The organism is Sphaerisporangium corydalis (genome assembly GCF_025506355.1).
In the GTDB taxonomy this organism is placed as follows: domain Bacteria; phylum Actinomycetota; class Actinomycetes; order Streptosporangiales; family Streptosporangiaceae; genus Sphaerisporangium; species Sphaerisporangium corydalis.
Genome location: NZ_JANZYP010000011.1, coordinates 132,072 through 157,688 on the forward strand (window position 1 = coordinate 132,072; position 25,617 = coordinate 157,688).

Annotated in this window: 20 protein-coding genes and 1 tRNA gene; 10 read left to right on the forward strand and 11 right to left on the reverse strand. The window is 71.0% G+C overall.

Features of this window, described 5'->3' with window-relative positions:
• Positions 1-76: 76 nt before the first annotated feature.
• The 5 genes from NYZ98_RS11035 to lanKC all read right to left on the reverse strand — a co-directional run bounded on the left by NYZ98_RS11035 (position 77) and on the right by lanKC (position 6,622).
• Complete coding sequence (locus tag NYZ98_RS11035; protein WP_262842507.1) at positions 77-1,789, reverse strand: ATP-binding cassette domain-containing protein; 1,713 nt, start codon at positions 1,787-1,789, stop codon at positions 77-79.
• Positions 1,786-3,564, reverse strand: a complete 1,779-nt coding sequence (locus NYZ98_RS11040; RefSeq protein WP_262842508.1) for an ATP-binding cassette domain-containing protein — start codon at positions 3,562-3,564, stop codon at positions 1,786-1,788. The genes NYZ98_RS11035 and NYZ98_RS11040 overlap by 4 nt, the downstream gene beginning before the upstream one ends.
• Before the next feature lie 87 nt (positions 3,565-3,651).
• Complete coding sequence (locus NYZ98_RS11045) at positions 3,652-3,786, reverse strand: SapB/AmfS family lanthipeptide (protein ID WP_262842509.1); 135 nt, start codon at positions 3,784-3,786, stop codon at positions 3,652-3,654.
• A gap of 62 nt (positions 3,787-3,848) precedes the next feature.
• Positions 3,849-3,983, reverse strand: a complete 135-nt coding sequence (locus NYZ98_RS11050; protein WP_262842510.1) for a SapB/AmfS family lanthipeptide — start codon at positions 3,981-3,983, stop codon at positions 3,849-3,851.
• A gap of 5 nt (positions 3,984-3,988) precedes the next feature.
• Positions 3,989-6,622 (reverse strand): class III lanthionine synthetase LanKC, encoded by a 2,634-nt coding sequence (gene lanKC / locus NYZ98_RS11055; protein ID WP_262842511.1) that lies wholly within the window; start codon positions 6,620-6,622, stop codon positions 3,989-3,991.
• 669 nt (positions 6,623-7,291) lie between these two features.
• Between lanKC and NYZ98_RS11060 the strand changes: the two genes are divergently transcribed.
• Positions 7,292-8,044, forward strand: coding sequence for an HpcH/HpaI aldolase family protein (locus tag NYZ98_RS11060; RefSeq protein WP_262842512.1), 753 nt, complete (start codon positions 7,292-7,294; stop codon positions 8,042-8,044).
• Positions 8,045-8,118: 74 nt separating this feature from the next.
• On the opposite strand, the gene NYZ98_RS11065 is transcribed toward NYZ98_RS11060, so the two are convergent.
• Positions 8,119-8,793: a response regulator gene (locus NYZ98_RS11065; RefSeq protein ID WP_262842513.1), complete on the reverse strand. Its 675-nt coding sequence runs from the start codon at positions 8,791-8,793 to the stop codon at positions 8,119-8,121.
• On the reverse strand, positions 8,790-10,532 hold the full coding sequence (locus NYZ98_RS11070; protein ID WP_262842514.1) for a sensor histidine kinase: 1,743 nt from the start codon (positions 10,530-10,532) through the stop codon (positions 8,790-8,792). Before NYZ98_RS11070 ends, NYZ98_RS11065 begins: the two co-directional genes overlap by 4 nt.
• 150 nt (positions 10,533-10,682) lie before the next feature.
• On the opposite strand from NYZ98_RS11070, the gene NYZ98_RS11075 reads away from it, so the two are divergent.
• A complete protein-coding gene (locus NYZ98_RS11075) occupies positions 10,683-12,053 on the forward strand; it encodes a cation:dicarboxylate symporter family transporter (protein ID WP_262842515.1) in 1,371 nt (456 codons plus the stop codon).
• Positions 12,054-12,314: 261 nt separating this feature from the next.
• Positions 12,315-14,408 carry a pyridoxal phosphate-dependent aminotransferase gene (locus tag NYZ98_RS11080; protein ID WP_262842516.1) on the forward strand — a complete coding sequence of 698 codons (2,094 nt, stop codon included), beginning with the start codon at positions 12,315-12,317 and terminating at the stop codon, positions 14,406-14,408.
• A 45-nt stretch (positions 14,409-14,453) separates the two neighbouring features.
• Here the strand turns inward: NYZ98_RS11080 and NYZ98_RS11085 are convergent, their stop codons facing one another.
• Complete coding sequence (locus tag NYZ98_RS11085; RefSeq protein ID WP_262842517.1) at positions 14,454-15,458, reverse strand: serine hydrolase; 1,005 nt, start codon at positions 15,456-15,458, stop codon at positions 14,454-14,456.
• 120 nt (positions 15,459-15,578) lie between these two features.
• On the opposite strand from NYZ98_RS11085, the gene ppgK reads away from it, so the two are divergent.
• The 4 genes from ppgK (at position 15,579) to NYZ98_RS11105 (ending at position 22,617) form a co-directional block, all read left to right on the forward strand.
• Entirely contained in the window at positions 15,579-16,331 is a 753-nt protein-coding gene (gene ppgK, locus NYZ98_RS11090; RefSeq protein WP_262842518.1) for a polyphosphate--glucose phosphotransferase, read from the forward strand.
• Between the two features lie 152 nt (positions 16,332-16,483).
• Positions 16,484-16,924: an ATP-binding protein gene (locus NYZ98_RS11095; protein WP_262842534.1), complete on the forward strand. Its 441-nt coding sequence runs from the start codon at positions 16,484-16,486 to the stop codon at positions 16,922-16,924.
• A gap of 117 nt (positions 16,925-17,041) precedes the next feature.
• Positions 17,042-20,950, forward strand: coding sequence for an ATP-dependent RNA helicase HrpA (gene hrpA / locus NYZ98_RS11100; RefSeq protein WP_262842519.1), 3,909 nt, complete (start codon positions 17,042-17,044; stop codon positions 20,948-20,950).
• 206 nt (positions 20,951-21,156) lie between these two features.
• Complete coding sequence (locus tag NYZ98_RS11105) at positions 21,157-22,617, forward strand: AAA family ATPase (RefSeq protein WP_262842520.1); 1,461 nt, start codon at positions 21,157-21,159, stop codon at positions 22,615-22,617.
• A 61-nt stretch (positions 22,618-22,678) separates the two neighbouring features.
• Here the strand turns inward: NYZ98_RS11105 and NYZ98_RS11110 are convergent, their stop codons facing one another.
• Positions 22,679-23,032 carry a VOC family protein gene (locus NYZ98_RS11110; protein ID WP_262842522.1) on the reverse strand — a complete coding sequence of 118 codons (354 nt, stop codon included), beginning with the start codon at positions 23,030-23,032 and terminating at the stop codon, positions 22,679-22,681.
• A gap of 488 nt (positions 23,033-23,520) precedes the next feature.
• Here NYZ98_RS11110 and NYZ98_RS11115 point away from each other — a divergent pair, with 488 nt between their 5' ends.
• Positions 23,521-23,898: a DUF4180 domain-containing protein gene (locus tag NYZ98_RS11115; protein WP_262842523.1), complete on the forward strand. Its 378-nt coding sequence runs from the start codon at positions 23,521-23,523 to the stop codon at positions 23,896-23,898.
• 17 nt (positions 23,899-23,915) lie between these two features.
• Positions 23,916-23,987 (forward strand) — tRNA-Cys (locus NYZ98_RS11120).
• Positions 23,988-24,026: 39 nt separating this feature from the next.
• Here NYZ98_RS11120 and NYZ98_RS11125 read toward each other — a convergent pair.
• Complete coding sequence (locus NYZ98_RS11125; protein WP_262842524.1) at positions 24,027-24,329, reverse strand: helix-turn-helix domain-containing protein; 303 nt, start codon at positions 24,327-24,329, stop codon at positions 24,027-24,029.
• Between the two features lie 57 nt (positions 24,330-24,386).
• Entirely contained in the window at positions 24,387-25,058 is a 672-nt protein-coding gene (locus NYZ98_RS11130) for an alpha/beta fold hydrolase (RefSeq protein WP_262842535.1), read from the reverse strand.
• Positions 25,059-25,234: 176 nt separating this feature from the next.
• Here NYZ98_RS11130 and NYZ98_RS11135 point away from each other — a divergent pair, with 176 nt between their 5' ends.
• Entirely contained in the window at positions 25,235-25,522 is a 288-nt protein-coding gene (locus NYZ98_RS11135) for an antibiotic biosynthesis monooxygenase family protein (RefSeq protein WP_262842525.1), read from the forward strand.
• Positions 25,523-25,617 lie beyond the last annotated feature (95 nt).

Consider the following 25,617-nt stretch of genomic DNA (forward strand, 5'->3'; position numbering starts at 1 on the left):
TATGCACGTACCCCGAAGTAGGGTGTTATAAGACCATTTTATACCGAGTGTCTGTTTTGTGGGCGTCAGGTGGCCGTCACGGCGTCGTGGCGGCCGGGCCCTCCCAGCGGCCCATCAGGTCCTGGTAGAGCGGCGAAGCGCCGATCATCTCCTTGTGCGTCCCCACCCGCGCGTGGGTGCCGTCCATGACCAGCACCCGCCGGGCGCGCAGGGCCGAGGTGAGGCGGTGCGCGATCACGATGAGCGTCCCGTCACGGGCGGCGAACGCCTCCTCCGCGCGCGCCTCGGCCGCCGGGTCCAGATGGCAGGTCGCCTCGTCGAGCAGGACCAGCCGCGCGGGGGACAGGTAGGCGCGGGTCAGCGCGATGAGCTGCCGTTCCCCCGACGACAGCCCGGCCGGGTCGACCTCGGCCTCGTAGCCGCCGAGCCGGTCGGCCAGCGCGGTCATGCCGACCGCCTCGGCCGCCTTGTCCATGTCCGCGGGGGAGGGGTCCTCCGCCAGGTAGGCCAGGTTCTCGCCCAGCGTGCCCCGGAAGACGTACGCCTCCTGCGGGATCAGCACCCGGGCCCGGCACAGGGCGGCCCGGTCGACGGCGTCCACCGGGACCCCGCCGATCAGGACCCGCCCGCTGTGCGGCCGGAGCATCCCGGCGGCCAGCGCCGCCAGAGTGGACTTGCCGATCCCGCTCGGGCCGACGACCGCGAGGTGGTCGCCGTCCCGCACGGCCAGGTCCAGGCCGGAGATCACCGGCTCGGCGTCGGGGCCGTAGGCGAAGCTCACCCCGCGCAGCCGCAGCAGCAGGCCCTTGGGCGTCCCGGCCGAGCCGGTCGAGGGCGACGGCGGCCGGGCGCTGGTGGTCAGGATGCGTTCCAGCGCCACGACCAGGCGGACGCCGTTCACTCCGGCACCCTGCACGAGGCTGCCGAGCGCCGGGGTGAGGGACTGCGCCACGTACGTCAGCGTCCCGAGGATGATCCCGGCGGTCGCGCCGTCGCGGACCAGGTCCGGGGTGGCGGCCAGCACCATCAGGATGGGCAGCCAGCCGCCCACCGCCAGCGACAGCATGCGGACGGCGGTGAGCCGGGCGAGCGCCTGGCCGGTCCTGGCCTGGTGCTCCACGTCCTGGCCGACCTCCCCGGCCACCCGCTCCTCGGCGCCGCAGGCGGTGACGTCCCGCAGGCCGTCCACCATGGCGGCCACCGACGCCGACGTCCGCTCCTCGGCCAGGATGAGCCGGCGCTGCAGCCTGGCCATGGCCGGCAGGGACGTCAGGAACAGGGCCAGGCCGCCGACCAGCGGCAGCAGCACCAGCGGCAGCACCGACCCCATGAGCGTCAGCACGCCGAGCACCACCCCGGTCACCGAGAACAGGAACGTCCGCAGCACGGCGATCACGGCGCCGAAGGAGTCCCTGGCCAGCTCCACCTGGCGGTTCAGGCGCGCGACGGCGGCGCTGTCGGGGCGGGCGCCCGTGGCGGCGGCCCGGTGCAGCGTGCCGTCCACGACGCGCGAGAGCAGGGTGTCACGGAACGGCTCGACGATCTCGGCCAGCGCCAGGAGCACCTGCCGTGCGCCCAGCGCCGCCGCCACCCAGGCCGCGGCCAGGACCGCCAGCCAGGCGAGGCCGGTCAGCGGGCGGGCGGCGGAGAACCCGTCGTCCAGGGCGTGCGCGATGGCCTGCCCGGACACGAACGACGGCGCCGCCTCGGCGAACGACCAGCAGAGCAGCCGGACCAGCTGCCCCGGCCGCCGCCGCAGCGCCTCCCACAGCAGCCCGCGTACCGTCATCCGCGCTCAGCGCCCGGCGGGCCGTCGAGCTGGAAGACGGCGCGGTAGCCGGGGTCCCGCCACAGGACGTCGTGCCGCCCCCGCCCCCGGATCCGCCCCCCGTCCAGCCAGACGACCAGGTCGGCGCGGGCGGCCGTGGCGGCCCGGTGCGCCACGATCACCCGCGTGCGGTCGCGCAGTTCCTCGGTGAGCGCCCGTGCCACCTGGAACTCGGTGACGGTGTCGAGGCTGGAGGTGGCGTCGTCCAGGACCAGCAGCCGCCCGCCGTGGGCGAACGCCCTGGCCAGCCCGACGCGCTGCCGCTCGCCCCCCGACATGGGGGCCTCGTCGACCGGAGTGCCGTAGGAGCGGGGGAGCCGGCGGATGAACGGGTCGGCCGCCGCGGCCCTGGCGGCAGTACGCGCCACGTCCGGCGGGCGGCCCACGGTGATCGCCTCGGCGAGCGTGCCGCCGAACAGCACGGGCCGCTCGAACGCGTACCCGACGGCGCGGCGCAGCTCCTCGCGGCCGAGCCGGCGTAGCGGGACCCCGTCGAGCAGCACCTCGCCCTGATCAGGGTCGACCAGCCGCCCGGCGACCGCCGCCAGCAGGGACTTGCCGCTCCCCGACCGGCCGACCACGGCCATGGCGGCGCCGCCGGGGACGACCAGGTCGATGTCACGCAGCACGGGGGTGCCGTCCACGCGCACGGTCACGTCGCGGAACTCCAGCCGCCCCCCGGCCCGGCCGACCGGCAGGCGGTCGCCGCCGTAGCCGGGCGCGGGCCGGTCGAGCACCTCCTGGACGCGCCGGGCCGCCGAGCGGGCGCGTCCGAGCCGGTTCAGGTAGCCCAGCGCCGAGCCGATCCCGGCGCCGAGCACCGCGTACCGCGCCGCCGCGAACAGCTCGCCGGCGCTCAGCTCGCCCGCGGCCATCCGCAGCCCGCCGACGCCGATCACCGCGCACTCCAGGAGCGGCACGACGATGGCGGCCCGCACGCCCGCGCGGGCGTTGACCCGCCACAGCGCCAGGCCGCAGGCGCGCAGGCGCGGCAGCGGGCGCAGCACGCGGCGGGTCTCCAGGTCCTCGGTGCCGGCGGCGGCGATGGTCCGCGCCCCGGCGAGCGCGTCGAACAGGCGCGAGGCGATGTCGCTCTGCGCCTGCTGGTAGCCGCTCGCGACGGCCGTCGTCTGGTCCAGGAACGCGCGCAGGACGACGCCGATCAGCGCCATCCCCGCGGTGAAGGCCACCGCGAGCCAGGGGTCGATGAGCGCGAGCGCGACGAGGGAGCCGCCCGCGGGGACCAGCAGGGCCACGGCCGTGATCAGCGCCTCGGGCGCGGCCCCCACCTCCTCGGCGTTGGAGCCCAGCCGGGTGACCAGGTCGCCGGCGGGGAGGCGGCGGGACATCGCGGGCCCGACGGCCAGCACGTGCCGCACGACCCGCAGGCGGAGCCGGCGCGCGGCCTGCGCGCCGCCCGCGCCCGCCGCGAGCACGGCCACCGCGTCGCACGCGACCACCGTGACGACGAGCACCACGCACGACAGGAGCGCCTCGCCGGCGACGGCGCCGGGGGAGACCAGGACGTCCACCGCGCGGCCCAGCGCGCTGGGGAGCATCAGCTCGACCACGGCGCCGGCCAGCGCGGTCACCGCGTACACCACCGGCCATCCGCCGCTGCGGCGCAGCACCTCCGCCAGCAGCCGGTCGGCCGCACGGTCCCCGTCCCCGGCGGCGGAACCGCCGGGCGGGGCCGATCCGGTCACCTGGCCGCCCGGAGGCTGGGTGTCCGGCATGGCAGAGGGTTTCCCTTCAAGGGGTTCCGGGAATGAACAGGCCCGGAGCGGCCGGGTGAGGGCCGCCCCAGGCGACTGGTTCAGCTATCAGCCACAGAGCAGGCTGAGGCTGCTGTTCTCGTGGGGGGTGCACCCCACGAGGCTCAGGCTGCTCTGGCCGCCACCGCCGCCGCCGTGGCCGCCGCCGGGGAGCTGCATGTCCTGAAGGTCGAGAAGCGCCATTTTGGTTACGCCCTTTCGTGTGGTTTTCGGGGGGTCACTCCGCCGTACGGCTCGGTGTTCGCTCAGCCGCAGAGCAGGCTGAGGCTGCTGTTCTCGTGGGGGGTGCACCCCACGAGGCTCAGGCTGCTCTGGCCGCCACCGCCGTGGCCACCGTCGCCGCCGGGGATCTCCATCTGCTGAAGGTCCAGAAGCGCCATGTATGTCACCTCCTCTCGTCACTGGTCGGGTCCACCGGTCCGGCGGGAGTGCCGGGCGGGGAGATGAAGGGCAGGGCCACCGGCCGGTCGTGCAGCGCGGTGCCCAGCGCGAGGAGCACGCCGGCGGTGCCGGTCGCGAGGTCCATCGACAGCCGGAGAAGCTGGTTTCCCGGGAACGCGAGCCCGCCGGCGTACGGCATGGCGTGCCAGGCGAGCCGCCTGATCTGCCCGGCCGCCACCTCGGTCGCGGCGCGCCCGCCGGGCGCCAGCCCCATGGACAGGGCCGCGATCATGCCGGCCCGGCCCGCGAACAGGCCCGACTGCACGTAGTAGTCCAGGTCGGCGACCGGCGCGATATCGTCCATCGCCCGCCGGAAGTCCTCGTCCTCGCGGTGCGCGAGGTACTGGCCGAGGGCGAGCCCGATGCCGGCCGACCCCTCGTCCAGGTAGGGGTTGGTGCGCCAGCCCTGCTGGACCTGGAGCTGCCCGTCCTCGCGCCGCGTGCAGCGGCGCAGGTCCTGGCGCAGCGCGACGGCCGCGTGGTCCAGCAGCCCGGTGTCGCCGGTGGCCTCGTAGGCGCGCAGGAACAGCAGCGCCGCGCCCGAGGAGCCGCGCATCAGCCCGGCGTGCGGGCCGGTGCCGCCGCTGACCTCGGGGACGCTGTCGACGTCGCCCAGCCGGTCGGCCACGATCCCCGCGACGGCGAGCCCGGTCCGCCGCAGTTCGTCCTCACCGGTCGCCGCCCCGAGGTGGAGCAGGTTCAGCCCGATGCCGGACAGGCCCGCGTACAGGGACTGGCCGAGCTGGTCCCACTTCTCCCGCAGGCACATGCCGGCCAGGTCGAGGGCGTCCTGCCTGCGGCCGAGCGCCTCGAAGGCGTAGGCGACGCCGTGCAGGCCGTCGTAGAAGCCGAGGCCGGTGCCGGGCGGGGGGGCCATCGCCCTGGTGCGGAGCCAGTCCTCGTGTTCGGGGAAGCGGCCGGCGCCGGTCACGGCGAGCGCGTACAGGACGCCCGCCGCGCCGCTCGCCATGGTGAGCCCGCCGCCCGGCTGGAACTGGGCCGGGTCGCCAGGGAAAAGGCGGTCGTCCCGTTCCGGCGTCGCCGTGGCCAGGATGGCCCGGCATGCCGCGTCCCTGACCGAGGTCCAGGGGGCGCGGCCGGGCAGTGGCAGGTCGCGCATCGCGCGCGGACCCGCCCGGTCACCACCGGCGCCGGCCTCCCCCGGCGCGTCCTCGCCCAGGATGGTGCGCACCGCCACGTCCATCTGGGCGCGGGGCACCGGGAAGGTGTCGCACACGAGGTCGGCGAGATGCGTCACCTTGTCCCGGTGCAAGGGGATCAGCACGGTCGACATCGGGGCGAAAAGCCCGATACGCAGGCACGCGAGGGCGTAGTTGTCCGCCTCGACGCCGAGCCGGTCGGAGGGCGGGCAGAAGCCGGGGTGCGCGAGCGTCGGCCTCGCCCTGTCCTCGGCGAGCGAGGCGACCTCGAAGTCGATCAGCACGATCCGGTCGCCGTCCACCAGGACGTTGAAGGGGTGCAGGTCTCCGAAGACGACCCCGCGCCCGTGCAGCGCGGCCACGGCCCGGTCGACGCCCGCGAGCATGCCGAGCGCCCATTCCGCGTACTCGGCGGCGTCCTCTGGGGTGATCGTCGCGCGGGTCAGCGGGTGCCGGTGGACCGACTCCTGGCTGAGCGTGGTGCCGCCGATGAACTCCTGGACCAGGAAGTGGTGTTCGCCGACGGTGAAGTAGTCGTGGACGGCGGGGACGACGTCGAGCCCGTCGAGCCGCCGCAGGATGGCGGCCTCGTGCAGGAGGCGGCTGACCGCGTCGCGGCCGGCGGCGTCGAGCCCGGCGTGCGGCCTGGCCTCCTTGAGCACGACCTGGCGGCCGTCGCGGGTGTCCCGCGCCTTGTAGACGCCGCCGCCGTTGGAGAAGTGCAGGACCTCGTCGATCTCGTACGGCAGGTCCGCGACGGTCACCGCGTTGCGCGCGGCGAGGTGGGGCGCGAGGAAGGCGGGCAGGGTGACCCAGGCCGGCGGGGAGAAGGAGGGCCCGCGCCGGTCCGGCACCAGGGTGCCGTCCGCGTCCTCGATCGCGAGGACGCGCTCCCGCTCGGCGGTCAGGCAGTGCCGCTCGGCGAACCCGCCGTACCGGACGTACAGGGGGCCGTCGCCGTACCGCAGGTCGCTGAGGATGTACGGGCCCTGGACGCCGTGCAGGGTCTCGGCCAGGTCCTTGAGCACGAGTTCGAGCTCGTCCTCGTCCCGGGGGTAGATGGTGACCAGCTTGCCGCTGCTTCCCCGGTCGGCGTACTTGGAGTTGAGCATCGTCACGACGCGGGGGCCGCGCAGGAACTTGAAGCTCAGCCGGCGGCCGACGCAGTAGTCCCACACCGCGGCCAGGGTCCTGTCCGCGTCCTCCAGGCGGGAAGAGATGTGGATCTTCCAGCCCTGGAGGGGGAGCGTGCGTCCCTCCGGCCCGTAGTGGAGCCAGGTGTCGGTCGCCCGATGCTGCCAACCGGATGGGACATCCGTCGCAGAAATCGAAAAGTCAGGATACTTCGCACGCTGGCTGTCAAGGGTGTCGTAAAACTGGGGATCGGCTAGGCAATAGATCTCATATCTGTCGATCATCTCCCACACCCCTCTCTTCGCTCGATCGCTAGGAGGAGAATTACGGATATCCCCAGCCGTGCCTAGTGACGGATTCCATCGGTGGCATATGCGAGTGTCACTATAAGTTTCATGATGGGCGTCACAGTCGGGCTTGTTGACCTGTGAGGTTCCGGTGGACTTCGCCCGCCGATGACTTCAGGAAAATTCCTTGGTTGACCGCATTTGGCGGCCGTAAGTCGGAGATGAACCCCTCTGGCCTGCGGCAGAACATTGCTCGGGAGGTGGCCGGGCGGCCGGCGCGGCCGGTCCCGGCGGTCTCTTGACGGCTGTGCGCGCCCGTGAGTTCGGCCGGTTCGACTTGTCTGGAATGCGATTCTGATTCGACGATGTCAGGGCGAAGTATGGCGAAGAATGTTGAATGATCGCCGATATAGTGGGTATCGACGCCTGTTCGGCGGAGATGTCGCAGGTGTTTTATTCAATGGGAAGTGTGGCCTTAATCCCATTTAGCGGGCGTAAGAAGCACGCCGGTCAGTGGTCTTAATCCACCTTGATACCGTTATGTCCGAAGTTGACGGCACGGCGTCCCGGCTCCGCCGGGCCGGATCCCGGTGCCGTGTACCGTGATCGCTACCGGTACCGGGAGGTGGTCGACCGCGCCGCCCGCCGAACCCTGGGGGAGAGGTCATGACATCGTTCGCCACCCGGCTTCGCGCCCGGGACAGGATCGTCGGATTCTGGCAGGTCACCGACAACGCCGTGGCCGCCGAGCACCTCGCGGGCCTCGGGTACGACTACCTGTGCTTCGACCTGCAGCACGGGCTGATCGGCTACGCGGGGTTCCTCGCCGGGGTCACCGCCGTCGACGCGGCCGGAGGGGTCTCCCTGGCCCGGGTCGGCGCCAACGACCCGGCGCCGATCGGCCGCGCGCTCGACGCCGGGGCGCAGGGCGTGATCGTGCCGCTCGTCGACTCCGCGGCGGAGGCGGCCGCGGCGGCGCGCGCGTGCCGCTACCCGCCCGCCGGCGGGCGCAGCTTCGGGCCCATGCGGGCCGGCCTGCGCATCGGCCCCGACCCGCGCGCCGCCGACGAGGCCGTCGCGTGCGTCGTCATGATCGAGACCCGGGGGGCACTGGACGACATCGACGCCATCTGCGCCACACCGGGCGTCGACGGGGTGTACATCGGCCCGGCCGACCTGTCCCTCGCCCTCGGCGCCCCGAGGCCCGGCGCCGTCGAGGACCTGCCCGAGTTCGAGGAGGCCCTGACCCGCATCGCGGGCGCGGCCGAGTCGGCAGGGATCGCGGCCGGCATCCACTGCTTCACCGGCGCCGAGGCCGCCCGCCACCTCGCCGGCGGCTTCACCTTCACCTCCGTCTCCAGCGACCTGTCCCACCTGGAGTCCGCCGCCCGCGCCTCCCTCCAGGCCGCCCGCTCCTGACCGGCGTCGCGTCTCGCCGGGCGTGCGGTCCTGGCCGGTGCTCACGATCGCCGCCGTCCGGCTCAGGGCTCCGGTCAGGTGAGCTGGTAGAGGAGCTCGGGGCGGCCCAGGCCGCCGTACTGGGGGACCCGGCGGACGCTGCCGGTGTCGACCAGGTGTTCCAGGTAGCGGCGGGCAGTGACGCGGGAGACGCCGATGGCCGAGCCGACGGCCTGGGCCGACACCCCGCCGGTGGCCCGCTTCAGCTCGCCGGCCACCGCCTCCAGGGTCGCCTCGGTCATCCCCTTGGGCAGCCGCCCGGAGGAGGCGGCCCCGCGCAGGGTGGACAGCGCGCGGTCCACCTCGCCCTGGTCGCTCACCTCGCCCGGCCCGCCCATCGAGGACCGGAACTCCGCGTACCGCCTGAGCTTCTCGCTGAGCACCGCGAAGGTGAACGGCTTGAGCAGGTACTGCACGACCCCCACCGACACCGCCGACCGCACCACCGACAGGTCCCGGGCCGAGGTGACCGCGATGACGTCGCAGAAGATCCCCGCCGCGCGGAGCGCCCGGCACACGTCCAGCCCGTGCATGTCCGGCAGGTACAGATCGAGCAGCACCAGGTCGGCCGGGTGCCGCCGGAGGAACCGCAGGGCCTCGCCGCCCGACCGCGCCACCCCCGCGACCCGGAACCCGGGCATCCGCTCGACGTAGAGACGGTTGGCCTCGGCCGTGAGCTCCTCGTCCTCGACGATCAGCACGGAGATCACGACGCCGCGCCGTCCCGCGGCCCGTCCGCCGCGTCCCTGTTCTGCGGCCCGTCCGCCGCGTCCCTGTTCCGCGGCCCGTCCGCCGTGCCGTCCCCCGACCCGTCCGCCGTGTCATCCCCCGGCCCGTCCGGCGCCGCGCCGTTCTCGCCGAGGGGGAGGCGCACGGTGAACACCGCGCCCGCGCCCGCGTTGCCGACCTCGATCGTGCCGGACAGGCGCCGCACAGCCTGCCCGGCCATGGCCAGGCCGAGGCCACGCCCGTCGCCCTTGGTGGTCCACCCGCGACGGAACGCCTCCTTGGCCGTCTCGGCGCCGAGCCCCGGCCCGCTGTCGCCGACGCGGATCAGGAACGTGCCGTCCTCGGCGCGCAGGTGGACGCCCACGCGGGCCGGTGGCGTGCCGGACACGGCGGCGTCCATCGCGTTGTCGAGGAGGTTGCCGAGAATGGTCACCAGGTCGCGGCCGTCCAGGGCGACGTCGTCCAGCTCGCTCTCCGGGCTGAGGGAGAGCTCGACCCCGCGTTCGGCCGCCTCGGCGGTCTTGCCGAGCAGCAGCGCCGCCAGCACGGGTTCCCGTACCGCGCCGACCACCCGGTCGGTGAGCTGCTGGGCGGCCCGCAGCTCCGCCGTGGCGAAGTCGACCGCCTGCTCGGCGCGTCCCAGCTCGACGAGCGTGACGACGGTGTGCAGCCGGTTGGCGGCCTCGTGGGCGGCCGAGCGGAGCGAGTCGGCGAAGCCGCGTTCGGCGTCGAGCTGGCCGGTGAGCGCCTGCAGCTCGGTGTGGTCGCGCAACGTCACCACCGTGCCGAGCGACCGCGAGCCCGAGCGGACCGTGGCCGCGCTGACGACGAGCACGCGGTCACCGGTCAGATGGATCTCGTCGGCGCGGTCCTCGCCGGAGGAGAGCGCCTCGGCCAGCGAGGGCGGCAGCCCCAGCTCGGTGACCCGCCGCCCCTCGGCGTCGCCGGGGAGGTCCAGCAGCTCCCGTGCGCCGTCGTTGGCCAGCGTCAGCCGGTGCCCGCCGTCGACCAGGAGCAGTCCCTCGCGGACCGCGTGCAGGATCGCGTTGTGGTGCTCGTACATGCGGTTCAGCTCGGCCGACCGCAGCCCGTGCGTGTGCCGCCGCAGCCGCGCGCCGACCAGGTACGTGCCCGCGGTGCCCGCCGACAGGCCGAGCAGCCCGGTGAGCACGGCGGTCGCGATCTGCTCGCGCAACTGCGCGCTGATCTTGTCGACGGTGATGCCCGCGCTCACCAGCGCGCGGATGTTCCCCGCGCCGTCGCGGACGGGGGTGACGGCCCGCACCGAGGGGCCGAGCGTGCCGGTGTAGGTCTCGGTGAACGTGCGCCCCGCCAGCGCGGCGGCGGTGTTGCCGAGGAACCGCCCGCCGATCTGCGACGCGGTCGGGTGGGTGTACCTGCGCCCCTCCCTGCTCATGATCGTGATGAAGTCCAGCCCGGCCTCCGTGCGCACCCGCTCGGCGTACGGCTGGAGCGCCACCGTCGGGTCCGGGTCCCCGAGGGCGGCGAGCACGGCCGGGGAGTCGGCCACGCTGATCGCGACCGCGCTGGTCGTCCGCGCGGCGTCGTCGATCAGGATCTGCCGCACGTGGGAGAAGGCGAGCAGGGTGCCGCCCGCCACGGTGATCCCCACGACGGCGATCTGCAGCGCGAGCATCTGCCTGGCCAGGCTCCACCGTCCCGGCCGGGTCGCGATCATCGTCAGGGCTCTCACATTCACGGGTTCACCAGTTCGGGGCCGGGCGGTTCACACGCTCGCGGATGCGGCGGTGAACGAAATGTACGCAATAGTGACCCAGGTCACTACCGTGACGCATAGTCACTCGACCGATGCTTCGCTTCCTCCGCATGAATGACCAAGGAGGGTCGCGTGACCACACCTCAATCCCCAGGTCACCGGGACCGTACCCGCTATCTCTACCTGGCGGTAATCATCGCCGTCATCGCCGGGATCGTGGTCGGGCTCGTCGCCCCGGCCGCCGGTGTGGCGATGAAGCCGCTCGGGACGGCGTTCGTGGCGCTGATCAAGATGATGATCAGCCCGATCATCTTCTGCACCATCGTCCTCGGGGTCGGATCGGTGGCCCAGGCCGCCAAGGTGGGCAAGGTCGGCGGCCTCGCCATCGGCTACTTCCTCATCATGTCCACGGTGGCCCTGGTCATCGGCCTGGTCGTCGGCAACCTGCTGCACCCGGGCGCCGGCCTGCAGCTGACCGACGAGCTGCGCAAGGCCGCAGAGGACCAGGCGGCCAAGGGCGGCGAGAGCGACACCACCACGTTCCTGCTCGGCATCATCCCCACCACCTTCGTCTCGGCGTTCACCGAGGGGCAGGTGCTGCAGACCCTGCTCGTGGCGCTGCTCACCGGCTTCGCCCTCCAGGCGATGGGGGAGCGGGCCGTGCCGATGCTCAACGGCCTCGCCCACATCCAGCGGCTCGTCTTCCGCGTGCTGGCGATGATCATGTGGGCCGCGCCGGTGGGCGCGTTCGGCGCGATGGCGGCGGTGACCGGCGCGGGCGGGTTCGGCGCGCTCCAGAGCCTCGCCCTGCTCATGGGCGCCTTCTACCTCACCTGCCTGCTGTTCGTCGGCCTCATCCTCGGGCCGATGCTGTGGCTGTTCGCCCGGATCAACCTGGTGTCGCTGCTGCGGTACCTCGGCCGGGAGTTCCTGCTCATCCTGTCGACGTCCTCCTCCGAGTCCGCGCTGCCGAGGCTGATCGCCAAGATGGAGCACCTCGGCGTGAGCCGGGCCGTGGCCGGCATCACCGTGCCGACGGGATACTCCTTCAACCTCGACGGCACGGCCATCTACCTCACGATGGCGACGCTGTTCGTGGCGCGCGCCACCGGCGCCCCGCTGTCGGTGGGGGAGCAGGTGTCCCTGCTCGTCTTCATGATCATCGCCTCGAAGGGCGCGGCCGGCGTCACCGGCGCCGGGCTCGCCACCCTGGCCGGCGGCCTGCAGTCGCACCGTCCCGAGCTGGTAGACGGCGTGGGGCTCATCGTGGGCATCGACCGCTTCATGTCCGAGGCGCGGGCGCTGACCAACTTCGCCGGCAACGCGGTGGCCACCGTCCTGATCGGCAACTGGACCAACGACTTCGACCGGGAACGGGCCACCGAGGTGCTCGCCGGCCGGGCGCCGTTCGACGAGGAGACCTTCGTGGACGACCACGCGCCCTCGGATCCCCCGCCGCCGGCGGCTCCCGAGGAGCCTGTTCCGGCGCTCTCCCCCAGGTGACGATGGCGGAGCACTCCTGACTTTTCGGACGGGGCCCGAAGCGGGTCCCGTCCGAAATAGGATGAACCAGTGGCCACCCGGCCACGTAGCTCCTTTTGCCGCATTCCCACGGCCGTTTCCGCATTCCCGCGGACGCCGATCGTCATGGAGGAGGGGCCACCGTTGGCCGGTTCCGCCGATCTCAACCTGCTACGCGCTGAGGCGCACAGCCCGTCGTACTTCTCGCTCCTGCGGGGGAGCTCCGGGCTAGAGGGTGCTCCGGTGGACTTCTGCATACCCTGCAACCCATACTTCCCCACACCAGAGGTTTTCGAACTTCTTGGCAGAAATATCACCACGATCCTCAAGTACTACCCGAGCGACACCGACACCATCGCCGCCGAGCTCAGCGCGGTCCTCGGGCTGAAGTCCCAGACCGTGGTGATGGGCAACGGGTCGACCGAGCTCATCACCTGGATCGACCACCTGCTTGTCCGCGAGAGCCTCGCCATCCCCATCCCCACCTTCGGCCGCTGGACCGACCAGCCGCTGGAGACCGGCAAGCGCGTGGACATGTTCCCGCTGCCGGAGGCGCAGGGGTTCGCGCTCGACATCGAGGAGTACGTGCGGTTCGTGCGCAAGCGGGGGTCGCGGGTCGCGGTCATCTGCAACCCCAACAACCCCGACGGCGGATACCTGCGCCGCGCCCAGGTCATCGACCTGCTAGACGAGTTCTCCGACCTGGACCTGGTCGTCGTGGACGAGTCGTTCATCGACTTCGTCGACGCCGAGGAGAACCCCAGCATCGCCGACGAGGCCGCCATCCGGCCCAACGTGATCGTGCTCAAGAGCCTGGGCAAGAACTTCGGCCTGCACGGCATCCGCTTCGGGTACATGGTGGCGAACCCGGCGCTGGCCGGCAACGTCCGCCGCATGCTGCCCAAGTGGAACCTGAACTCCTTCGCCGAGTCGGTCGTCTTCATGCTCAAGGAGCACACGCGCGAGTACCAGGAGAGCCTGCGGCTGCTGGCGGCCGACCGGCGGTCCATGTTCCAGCAGCTCGCGACGCTGCCCGGCCTCACCGTCTACCCCTCGCAAGGCAACTTCCTGATGGTGAAGCTGCCGCACGGCAAGGACGGCAAGGCGCTGCGCGACTACCTGTACACGGCGCACAACGTCTTCGTGCGTGAGTGCGGCAACAAGCTCGGGTCCAGCAGCCAGTTCCTGCGCCTGGTGGTCCGGCCGAGGCCGGACGTGCAGCGCCTGGTCGACGGGCTGCAGTCCTACCTGTTCACCGTCGGCAGCGGCCGGGCCGCCGCGGCGATCAGCCCGCTGCCCGTCCGTCAGGCGGCGGTCGCCTACCAGGCGGCGCCGGTCCCGCTGCCCGAGCCGTCGTACGCGGCGTCCGCCACGCCCCTGGAGCCCGCGTACCTGCCGCCCGCGCCCGAACCGGCCTACCAGGCGGCGGCGCGCCAGGAGCCCGCGTACCAGGCGGCGGCCCTGCCCGAGCCCGCGTACCAGCCGCCTGTCCGGCAGGAGCCCGTCTACCAGGTGCCGGAGCCGTCGTACCAGCCGCTGGAGCCCGCCTACCAGCCGGCTGTCCGGCAGGAGACCGTGTACCAGCCCCCGGAGCCGTCGTACCAGGTGCCGGTCCGGCAGGAGACGGTTTACCAGCCCCCGGAGCCGTCGTACCAGGTGCCGGAGCCGTCGTACCAGGCGCCCGTCCGGCAGGAGACGGTGTACCAGCCCCCGGAACCCTCGTACCAGGCGCCCGTCCGGCAGGAGACCGTGTACCAGCCGCCGGAGCCCTCCTACCAGGCGCCCGCCCGGCCGGAGCCGTCCTACCCGGCCTCCTCCGGGCACCGCAAGGACTCGTCGTACGCCACCCCGGTCGCCTACTCCGCCCAGGAGCCCAACGCGTACCTGTCGGATCCCGCCCCGGTGACGCCGACCGCGTACCTGAAGGAGCCGGCCCCGGTGACGCCCACGGCGTACCTCAAGGAGCCGGTCGCCGCGGTGTCCTCGTACCCGGACGACGGGACGTACCTGAAGGAGAGGGACTCCTACGAGGCCAGGATGGCCCGGCAGAACAAGGCGGCCGGCACGCCGTCCGGGTACCACAGCGGGTTCCCGGCCGAGTCGTCCACCCAGCAGAGGCAGCTTCCCCCGGCGCGGCCGTACCAGCGGGAGGACCCGTTCGTCGTGGGCAACCAGGACCCGAGGCACGGCCGCCTCGACGTGGGCAACGACAACCTGCGGCACGATCCGCTCGACCCGCTCGACACCACGCAGCAGTGGACGTTCGACGACAACACCGAGCCCTTCAGCGTGGTGTCGCCCGAGCGGAACCGCAGGTACGGCAACCGCAGGCCCTGACCCGCGCGGCCCTGACCGTCACCACTCGACGGTCAGGGCGCGGGGTCACTTCGGGAGGCCGGCCCGGTACACGTCCTTGGCGATGGCGGTCAGGCGGGCGGCGGAGGCTCTGAAGGTGGCGCCGGCCGGTTGCAGCGTGAGCACGACGAGGATCAGGCGATCCCCCTTGCCCACCAGACCGGTCGTGTGCAGCACCGGCCGGCTCAGGTTCACCGGCGCCCGCACGGCCGAGGCGCTCGCCGCCTCCGCCGTCCCCGCCTGCTCCGAGCCGCCCGCCGAGACGTCCGCAGGCGCGCTCGCCTCGGCCGCGCCCGCCTGCTCTGATGAGACGCCCGCCGTATTCGTCCCGGCCGCCTCGGCCGCGCCGCGCGTGCCGGAGCAGCGGACGGCGGGCCGGGCGCCGTACCCGGACCAGCCCTGCTTGACCGCCCACGGCCGGGGCAGCGCGCTCGGGATGCCGAAATATTGGTCGAAGTCGTCGGCCGCGCAGCGCGTCGCGTTCCGCAGGTGGCCGAGGACGAGGTCGCGGACCTTCGGGTCGGCCCGGTCCAGCAGGTAGCGGTACGCCCGTACGACGTCGGCCGCGCTGAGCGCGGTGTACCCCCAGAAGCCGGGCTTGGACGCCGGCGGCGGGCCGGTGTCGGTCAAGCCCATGCGGCGGACCATCCGCGTGATGACCGCCGTCCGCCCGCCGCGCGTCCACAGGGCCGTCGCGGCGTCGTCGTCGCTGGAGCGGAGCATGCGGCGCAGCAGGTCGCGGTCGCGGGCCGGGACGGCGGTGCCGGCCTTGTGGGACTCCAGGTAGTCCACCGCGATGAGGATCTTGACCACCGACGCCGACCTGAACCGGGTGTGCACCTTGGCTCCGAGCGTCGCCCGGCCCGTGGTGCGGTCGAACACCATGTAGGCCGCCGTCGTGCCAGGGGGGATCCTCGGCGGGCGCGCCGACGCGGCGGGGGCCGCCACGGCCTGCGGCACCGGCGTGAAGGTCGTGGCGAGGACGGCGGCCAGCGCCACCGTCAGCGGGGCCCTCAGCGTGAACGGGATCATCCGACATCCCTACCAGATCGCGACATGTCCGATATCTCTAATCCAGAGAACTGGTGGTAGTTCTGCATCGGCGGCCGGATATCGGCAATAAGGGCTGCACGAGCCTCATGAGGGAGTGGCATGGACGTACTGGGAATCGACATCGGCGGATCAGGCATCAAGGGCGCCCCGGTGAACACCGCGGACGGAACGCTCCTGGCGGAGCGCTACCGGATCCCGACACCGGACCCCTCGGAACCGGACGCCGTCGCGGACACCGTCCGGCAGATCGTCGAGCACTTCTCCTGGACGGGGCCCGTCGGGATCACCTTCCCGGGCGTCGTGGTGGACGGCGTGACCAGGACCGCCGCCAACGTCGACCACGCGTGGATCGACCTGGACGCCCGCAAGCTGTTCGCGGACGCGACCGGACGCGACGTCACCGTGCTGAACGACGCCGACGCCGCCGGAGTGGCGGAGGCCACGTTCGGGGCCGGGCACGACCGCGGGGGACTCGTGCTCGTCCTGACCTTCGGGACCGGCATCGGCAGCGCCATGATCATGAACGGGGTGCTCATCCCGAACACCGAGTTCGGGCACATCGAGATCGACGGGCACGAGGCCGAGCACCGCGCCTCCGACCACGCCCGCGAGTCGCACGACATGAGCTGGGAGAAGTGGGCCCACCGCGTCCAGGAGTACCTGGAGCACCTCCAGGCGCTGATGTCGCCGGCCCTGTTCGTCATCGGCGGCGGCGTCAGCAAGAAGGCCGACAAGTTCCTGCCCCACATCGAACTCCCCGGCACCCCTGTCGTGCCGGCGACCCTGCAGAACAACGCCGGCATCATCGGGGCCGCGCTGGCCGCCGTACCGGCCGACGCCATCCGTCCCTGACCTGCGCGGCGGCGCCGTCCCGGACGCGCGGGGAGGGGACGGCCGTGGCCGCCTGCGGTCAGGGGTGATCGTGAATGACGGGCCGGTCCGGTGTTTGCGCAGGTTCCTGGGGGCACTTTTACCATCGTGGGCCGGAAGGAGGCACCGTGGAGGTGACCATCGCATTGCGCTTGCCGCGCGATGCAGCGAGCGTGTCCGTGACCAGGCAGATCCTTGGAGCGGAGCTGGAGGTACTCGGAGTCGAGACCCAGATCAAGGAGGACATCCAGCTCATGTTGACCGAGGCGTGCTCGAACGTGATAAGGCATGCCTCCGAGACCGACGAGTACACGGTGAGCGCCCAGCTCATCGAAGATCGATTCGTGATCACGGTGGTGGACACGGGGAGCGGATTCGACCCTGAGAAGCTCGACGCCGAGAAGACCGAGACCCCGTCACCGATGGCGGAGCACGGGCGGGGGCTCCAGATCATGCGGGCGCTGGCCGACGACGTGCGCTTCATGAACCGGCCGCTCCAGGGGGCGATCGTCTGCCTGGAGAAGGCTTTGCGCTTCACCCGGGACTCCCCGGGCGAGCTGCTCACCGCCCACTGACCGGGCGGGCCACGTAGGGGGAAGGGGGGCCACCGGTAAACCGCTGGCGGAAACCGGGGGCGGGTTGCTTATCCTTGCCGGTGGCGGCCGTCTGACGAGACGGCCGGAAAAGCGACCATGGGAACGTCTTCGTTGAAATCGCCCCTGACCGATCTTCGTGAACGCCTGCCCGCGCTGATGACGCGCGACGAGATCAGGCTGCGCCGCCGACTCGACGGCGCCCGCAGGGTGCGCGACGGCAAGGCCCTCAAGGCGATCACCGACCAGGTGACCACCGAGATAGAGGCCGCCGAGGCCCGCGTCGCCACCCGGCGGGCGCTGATCCCGGCGATCACCTACCCGCCGGCCCTGCCCGTCAGCCAGCGCAAGGACGACATCCTCGACGTCGTACGTGACCACCAGGTGGTCATCGTCGCGGGGGAGACCGGCTCCGGCAAGACCACGCAGATCCCCAAGATCTGCCTGGAGCTCGGCCGGGGCGTACGGGGTCAGATCGGGCACACCCAGCCCCGCCGCATCGCCGCGCGCACGGTGGCCGAGCGCATCGCCGAGGAACTGGACACCCCGCTCGGCGACGCCGTCGGCTACAAGGTGCGCTTCACCGACCAGTCCGGCGACGGCACGCTCGTCAAGCTGATGACCGACGGCATCCTGCTCGCCGAGATGCAGCGCGACCGCCTCCTGTCCCGGTACGACACGCTGATCATCGACGAGGCCCACGAGCGCAGCCTCAACATCGACTTCATCCTCGGCTACCTGAAACAGCTCCTGCCCAAGCGGCCTGACCTGAAGGTGATCATCACCTCGGCGACCATCGACCCCGAACGGTTCTCCCGGCACTTCGGCGACGCCCCCATCGTGGAGGTCTCCGGCCGCACCTACCCCGTCGAGGTCCGCCACCGGCCGATCACCGACGACCAGGAGGACCAGGCGCAGGCCATCGTCGACGCGGTCGACGAGCTGTGCGCCGAAGGCCCCGGCGACATCCTGGTGTTCCTCAGCGGTGAGCGCGAGATCAGGGACACCGCCGAGGCGCTCAAGGGCCGCAAGGAAGAGGTGCTGCCCCTGTACGCGCGCCTGTCCTCCGGCGAGCAGCACCGCGTCTTCCAGGCCCATCGTGGGCGCAGGATCGTCCTGGCCACCAACGTCGCCGAGACCTCGCTCACCGTCCCGGGCATCAAGTACGTGGTCGACCCCGGGTTCGCCCGCATCTCCCGCTACAGCCACCGCCTGAAGGTGCAGCGCCTGCCGATCGAACCGGTGTCCCAAGCCTCCGCCAACCAGCGCAAGGGACGCTGCGGGCGCACCTCCGACGGCATCTGCGTCCGGCTGTACTCCGAGGAGGACTTCCTCGGGCGGCCCGAGTTCACCGACCCGGAGATCCTGCGCACCAACCTCGCCTCGGTCATCCTGCAGATGACCTCGCTCGGCCTCGGCGACATCGCGGCGTTCCCGTTCGTCGAGCCGCCGGACCAGCGGCAGGTCAAGGACGGCGTCAACCTGCTCCAGGAACTGAGCGCCTTCGACGAGCACAAGAAGCTCACCGAGATCGGCGGCAAGCTCGCGCAGCTCCCCGTCGACCCCCGGCTCGCCCGCATGGTGCTCGCCGCCGACGCCAACGGCTGCGCCACCGAGGTCATGGTCATCGCCGCCGCCCTGTCCATCCAGGACCCGCGCGAACGTCCCGCCGACAAGCAGGCCCAGGCCGACCAGAAGCACGCCCGCTTCGCCGACAAGGAATCCGACTTCCTGACCTACCTGAAACTCTGGGACTACCTGCGCGAGCAGCAGAGCGAGCTGTCCTCCAGCCAGTTCCGGCGCATGTGCAAGGCCGACTTCCTCAACTACCTGCGCGTCCGCGAGTGGCAGGACATCAACAGCCAGATCAAACAGGTCGCCAAGGGCATGGGCGTCACCCTCAACACCACGCGTCCCGACCCGTACCAGATCCACGTCTCCCTGCTCGCCGGCATGCTGTCCCACATCGGCGTCATGGACGTCGAGAAGGCCGACAAGAAAGAGGAAGGCGGCGGGGGCGGAGGCGGCGCGCGGCGGCGCGGGGCCCGCGAGTACATCGGCGCCCGCAACGCCCGGTTCGCCATCTTCCCCGGCTCGGCGCTGTTCCGTAAGCAGCCCGCCTGGGTCATGGCCGGCGAACTGGTCGAGACGTCCCGGCTGTGGGCGCGGGTCGTCGCCAAGATCGAACCCGAGTGGGTCGAGCCGCTCGCCGCGCACCTGGTCAAACGCACCTACAGCGAACCGCACTGGGAGAAGAACCAGGGCGCCGTCATGGCGTACGAGAAGGTCACCCTGTACGGCGTGCCGATCGTGGTCGACCGCAAGGTGAACTACGGCCGCATCGACCCCGACCTGTCACGGGAACTGTTCATCCGCAACGGCCTCGTCGAAGGCGACTGGGACACCCACCACGGCTTCCTCAAGGAGAACCGCCGGCTGCTCTCCGAGGTCGAGGAACTGGAGAACCGCGCCCGCCGGCGCGACATCCTCGTCGACGACGAGACGCTGTTCGACTTCTACGACAAACGGGTGCCCGAGGACGTCATGTCCGCCGCCCACTTCGACACCTGGTGGAAGCGCAAACGGCTGACCGAGCCGGACCTGCTCACCTTCTCCACCGACATGCTCATCAACGCCGGAGCCGACGCGCTCGGCCTCCAGGAGGCCTACCCCGACGCCTGGCGGCAGGCCGGGCAGCGGATGCGGCTCACCTACCAGTTCGAGCCCGGCGCCGACGCCGACGGCGTGACCGTGCACGTCCCCCTCCAGGTGCTCAACCAGGTCGGCGACGGCGGCTTCGACTGGCAGATCCCCGGGTTGCGCGAGGAACTGGTCACCGAACTGATCCGGTCGCTGCCCAAGCCCATCCGCCGCAACTTCGTCCCCGCGCCCCAGTTCGCCAAGGCCGTGCTGGAACGCGTCACCCCCGGCAGGGAACCACTGGTCGACGCGGTCGGGCGCGAGCTGTACGAGCTCACCGGCGTGCGCGTGCCGCCGGACGCCTGGGACCCGGCGCGGTTGCCCGACCACCTGCGGGTCACCTACCGCGTCGTGGACGAGCGCCGCCGCACCGTCGCCGAGGACAAGGACCTCTCGGCGCTGAAGCAGCGGCTGGCCCCGAAGATGCGCGCCACCCTCGCCCGCGCCGGCGAGCATCTCGAACGCGCCGGGCTGCGCTCCTGGACGATCGGCGACCTGCCCAAGGTGTTCGAGCAGGGCAAGATCAAGGCCTACCCGGCGCTGGTCGACGAGGGCGCCACCGTCGCGGTCCGCGTCTTCGAGACCGAGGCCGAGCAGCGGGCGGCCATGTGGGCGGGCATGCGGCGGCTCGTCCTGCTGAACGTCACCTCCCCGGCCAAGGCCATCCTGCGCGGGCTGTCCACCCAGCAGAAACTCGCCCTCAGCCACAGCCCGCATCGCGACGCGGCCGAGTTGTTCGAAGACTGCGTCACCTGCGCGGCCGACAAGCTCATCGCCGAGTCCGGCGGGCCCGCGTGGACGCCCGGCGACTTCACCCGCATCCACGACCACGTACGGGCCGAACTGTACGACACCGTCGCGGAGGTCGTGTCCCGGGTCGAGCGGAGTTTGGCCATCTGGCAGGGCGTGCGCGGCACGCTCAGCACGATGAAGAGCCCCGCGGACACCCTGGAGGAGATCGAGGAGCACCTGTCGTCACTGGTCTTCCCCGGGTTCGTCACCGCGACCGGGTACCGGCGGCTGCCCGACCTCCAGCGCTACCTGCGTGCCGTCGAGCGGCGCCTGGAGAAGCTACCGGACGACCCGTTCCGCGACCGGGAACGGATGCTGCAACTCGACAAGATGCGCGACGCGTACGACGAGGTCCTGGACCACCTGCCCCCGGCGCGCCGCTCGGAGCCCGCGGTCCTGGACGTCCGCTGGATGCTCGAAGAACTCAGAGTCAGCTACTTCGCCCAAACCCTCGGCACCCCCTACCCCATCTCCGACAAACGCATCCACCGAGCCCTCTCCCAACTGACCCCCTGACCCCCACTCCCCATGGACGGCTGCAGGTCCACGCTTTCGCTGCCCGCCGCCTGAAGGCCCTCCCCTCCGCGCCCTGGGGGCGCTCCGGCTCGGGCAGTGTTTTTAGGAGCCTGGCGGCCTGGTTGGGGTTTGTTCGTGTCTGCTACCTGGGACAACTAGGAGTTCTATAGTTATCATACCTGTAGGACTCTTACAGGGAGGTGAGGATGCGGAAGCCCGACGACATGTTCGATCGCGATCGCGAGTGGGCGGCGCTGGTGGGGTTCGCCTCCGACGAGCAGCCGGGTGCCACTCTTGGGGTCGTCTCCGGTCGCCGCCGCCAGGGTAAGAGCTTCCTGCTGGAGGCGCTCTGCCAGGAGCTCGGCGGGTTCTACTTCTCGGCCCAGGAGGCGACCGACGCCCAGTCGCTGGACCAGATCGGCAAGGCGCTCACCCAGCATCTTGACCCGGTGGTCCCGTTCACGCCGTCGAGCTGGGCCGAAGTGGTCGACGTGCTGCTTCGGGCCGGCAGGGAGCGCCCGTTCCCGGTCGTCATCGACGAGTTCCCCTACCTCGCTCGCGCCCACCCCGCGCTGCCGTCCATCATCCAGGGCGCCTACGCGCCGCGCCGCGCCGAGCGGACCGGGTCGCGCACCCGTCTGCTGCTCTGCGGTTCGTCCCTTTCGTTCATGGGTGGGCTGCTGTCGGGGAACGCCCCGTTGCGGGGACGGGCGTCCCTGGACCTGACGGTCGACACCCTCGACTACCGGCTCGCCGCCCGGTTCTGGGATCTCGAGGATCCCCATCTCGCGCTCCTCGTGCACGCCGTCGTCGGCGGGACGCCCGCCTACCGCACGGAGATGATCCGCTACGACGCGCCTCGCGGCCTGGACGACTTCGACGACTGGATCGTCCGAGCCGTCCTGTCTCCGGGCAGCCCGATGTTCCTGGAGGCCAGATACCTGCTCGCGGAGGAGCCCGACCTGCGGGACGGCGCCCTCTACCACTCCGTCCTCTCCGCCATCGCCGAGGGCAACAGCGGACGCGGGGGCATCGCCGGGTACGTGGGCCGCAAAAGCAACGAACTCTCCCACCCGCTGACCGTCCTCGAAGATGCCGGGCTCATCGCACGGGAGACCGACGCGTTCCGCGGCAACCGCACCGACTTCCGGATCAGAGAACCGCTGCTCACCTTCTACCACTCGATGATGCGCCCGTACTGGCCGCAGCTCATGCGGGCGGCCGCGACCGACCGGATCTGGCAGCGGGCGAAGCAGAGGTTCCCCGGGAACGTGCTCGGGCCGCACTTCGAGCGGCTGTGCCGTGAGTGGACGCTGTACTTCGCCGAGGATCGTTTCGGGGACTGGGCCTCCCAGGTGACCGCGGGCACGGTCAACGATCCGGCGAACCGGACCACGCTTCAGGTCGACGTCGCGGCGGTGGGGCACGCCGACGGTGGCAAACCTCCGCTGCTGGCGATCGGCGAGGCCAAGTGGGGCGAGACCATGGGACTCGGGCATCTCGAACGGCTCCGGCGAATCCGCGACCTGGTCACCCAGAACGGCAAGTACGACACGACTCGCACCCGCCTGGTGTGCTACTCCCGCGCCGGCTTCACCGAAGACCTCGCCCAGGCGAGCACCCGCGACGACGTCGACCTGATCAGCCTCCCCGACCTCTACACCTGACGTCACCCGGGCACGACGAACGGGCACTTGGACGGGCGGACGCTTGATCGTGTAGACGCGGTCAGGCGGGTTGCCACAGTTCGATCCGATTGCCGTCGGGATCGGTGACCCAGCCGAACCGACCGACGCCCTCCATGGCCTGTGTCTCTTCGGCCACGTCCGCTCCCTTGGCGCGCAACTGCGCGAGCATCGCATCCAGGTCGCGGACCCGGAAGTTGAGCATGGTCCGCTGGGCGTCGGACCCGAAGTAGTCGGTCTTGTCCTCGAACGTCGCGAACACCGTCAGCCCGGTCTCCTGACGCCACAGGCCGTGCTCATCGGCGTCCAGGCCCAGGCAGTCGCGGTACCAGGCGCCCAGGGCCACCGGGTCGGCGGCGCGCATGAAGTATCCACCGATTCCAAGCACACGTTCCATGCCGACATCTTGCCAGGACGGCGCTCGAGCGTGTCGGCCATCACCACAGCCCGTTCCACATCACCGCCCGCCATACCCCGCCTCAATCGCGGCGGAACGCCTGAGCCCGACGGGTCGGGATGCCTGGGCCGGACGGGGTCGGCATGAACTTGGCGCCGTCGCGGGGGCCGAAGAAAGGTGCCGGGGAGGTCGTTATTTCTTTTCCGAGATTGACGTCGCTGATATCCGGCACTAACATCGCATTTACCACGAACGGCAGGGCTTGAGTTGGCGGCCCGCCCCGGGACGAGACGGTAGGAGCCAGGAGATGGACAGGAAGGCGGCGGTAACGATGATCCGCACTACCTGTGATCTGGTCACCTCGTCCTGTTGTCGCGCCTGACGCGTAACCTCACCACACCTGGCCTGTCCTGCGTCTTTGACGAATCCGGCGGCCTGAGCGGCGTGTGCCGCGCATTATTCCTGGCACCCAGAGGGATTCAATGAACATGCCCGAAACTCTTTCAATCATAAATGGATTTCGCGTGCTCATATGCGAGTCCGACGGTGAGGTCATTCAAAATGAGCGCTCCGCCGTCGACCTGATAGGCGAGGCTTTCGGTGAGCAGGCGGAGGTGGTCGTCATTCCCGCGGAGCGGCTCGGCGACGACTTCTTCCGGCTCCGCACGCGAATTGCCGGTGATATAGCGCAGAAGTTCGTGACCTACCAACTGCTCCTGGTCGTCGTGGGCGACATCTCCCGGCATACGGCGGAAAGCTCGGCCCTGCAGGACTTCGTGACCGAGACGAACCAGGGTGATCACGTCTGGTTCCTGCCCGACGTGGACGCTCTCGACGAGCGCCTGGCCCGACACCATCGGGTCTGACCTCGTCCCCCAAGCATGGCCGTGTGCCCGAGTGGCTCAGGGAACCGCCTGCAAAGCGGTATACGCCGGTTCGATTCCGGTCACGGCCTCTACCCCGAACGCCCCGCCGGTCACGGCGGGATCGCGACTTACGAGGCCAGCCACTCACGTGCGTTGCGACCAGAGCCGGCCGGTTCGACACCACCTTCGGGCCGGTTGATCTCGGCCCACACCTCGTCGAGGGAAAGGCCGAGGACATCGGCGATCGCGGCGATGGTCGGGAAGGCAGGGGTCGCCACACGGCCCGACTCGATCTTCCGGAGGGTCTCCGGTGAGATGCGTGCGTCGAGCGCGGTGGCGAGCATCGAGCGCTCTCCCCTGGCGCGACGCAACAGGGTACCGAGGCGCTGTCCGCGCTCGACCTCATCGGGAGTGAGCGGCAATCTGACCATGGTGCCGATTCTAGTACCGGGATAATATTGCCGGGATAGTTATTGGGTGCACCCGGATCACGGTTTCCCGGCGGCAGGTGGCAGGGCGTTGAGGACGGCCGCGAGGCTGTGCGGGTCGCGGCCGGCGATGCTGTGACCGACGGGAATCTCGTGAACCCGCCAGCCGGAGTCGTCGCGCAACCGTTCGGTCAGGGTCACGAACGGGCTACCTGGCCACGCGCCACCACTGATGAACGTTCGGCCGAACGCGTGCTTGGGGTCGCTTTCCAGCCTGATGGACTGGACGAAGCTCGCCAGTGGGTGCGGTCGCGCGCGAGGGTCGAGCCCGTCAGGGACCGCGACCCACCGACCGTCGGCGCGGGCGCCGGCGATGAACAGCTCCCGGAAACCGTCGCTGGTCAGCGACCAGCACGAATCTCCGTCGTCCGGGACGTAGGCGTCGATGAAGACGAGCTGATCGAGGCGGTCGCCGAGCCGATCCGCGACACCGGCGATCACCATCCCGCCGTAGCTGTGCCCGCACAACGCGAGGGAAGCTTCGTCGCCACGGTCGATGATCTCGGCTACCTGGTCGATATGGGTGTCGAGGTTCGGCGGACGGTCCACATCGACGGGGCCGTCCAACTCCAACCCGGACAGGGTCACCGCCTCGACGTGGTGACCGTTTCGGCGGAGCTCGGCGGCCACCGAGTCGAACGCCCATCCGCCTTGCCAGCCACCCGGCACCATCACGAACTTCACCGCGTCATCTTAGGACCAGCGAAATCCCTTCGAGGGGTTGACAGGCCTGAAATCTGGGACAAACTACTATTTGTGCCAATAGCCCGAAGAGTAGAACGACCCGATATCGGGGTAGACGATGGCCGGTGGCCTGTCAGTGGACGCCCGATCACGAAAGGAACGTCATGTTCGCTCGCATCAACTCCGTACAGGCGGAGACCGACAAGCTTGCCGGTCTCGTCGGCTTCGCCGAGGAGCAGTTCCCGGAGGTCCGGGAAGCTCCCGGATTCAAGGGCTTCTACCTGCTCGCCGACCGTCAGAGCGGCAAGGTCGTGAGCATCTCCCTGTGGGACAGCGACGACGACCTGCGACGATTCGAAGCCCGAGGCGCCCACGTACGTGAAGAAGCGAGCTCAGATCTGAACATCGCCCCCACCCCTGTCGACATCTACGAGGTAGTGCTACAGGCATGACCTGCCGCTGCCGCTGCGGCCTTCCATGCGGCCTGCCGCCTCCGCCTGCCGCCTGCCGCCTGCCAGCATCGGCACGGGCTCGTCGCGGGCACATC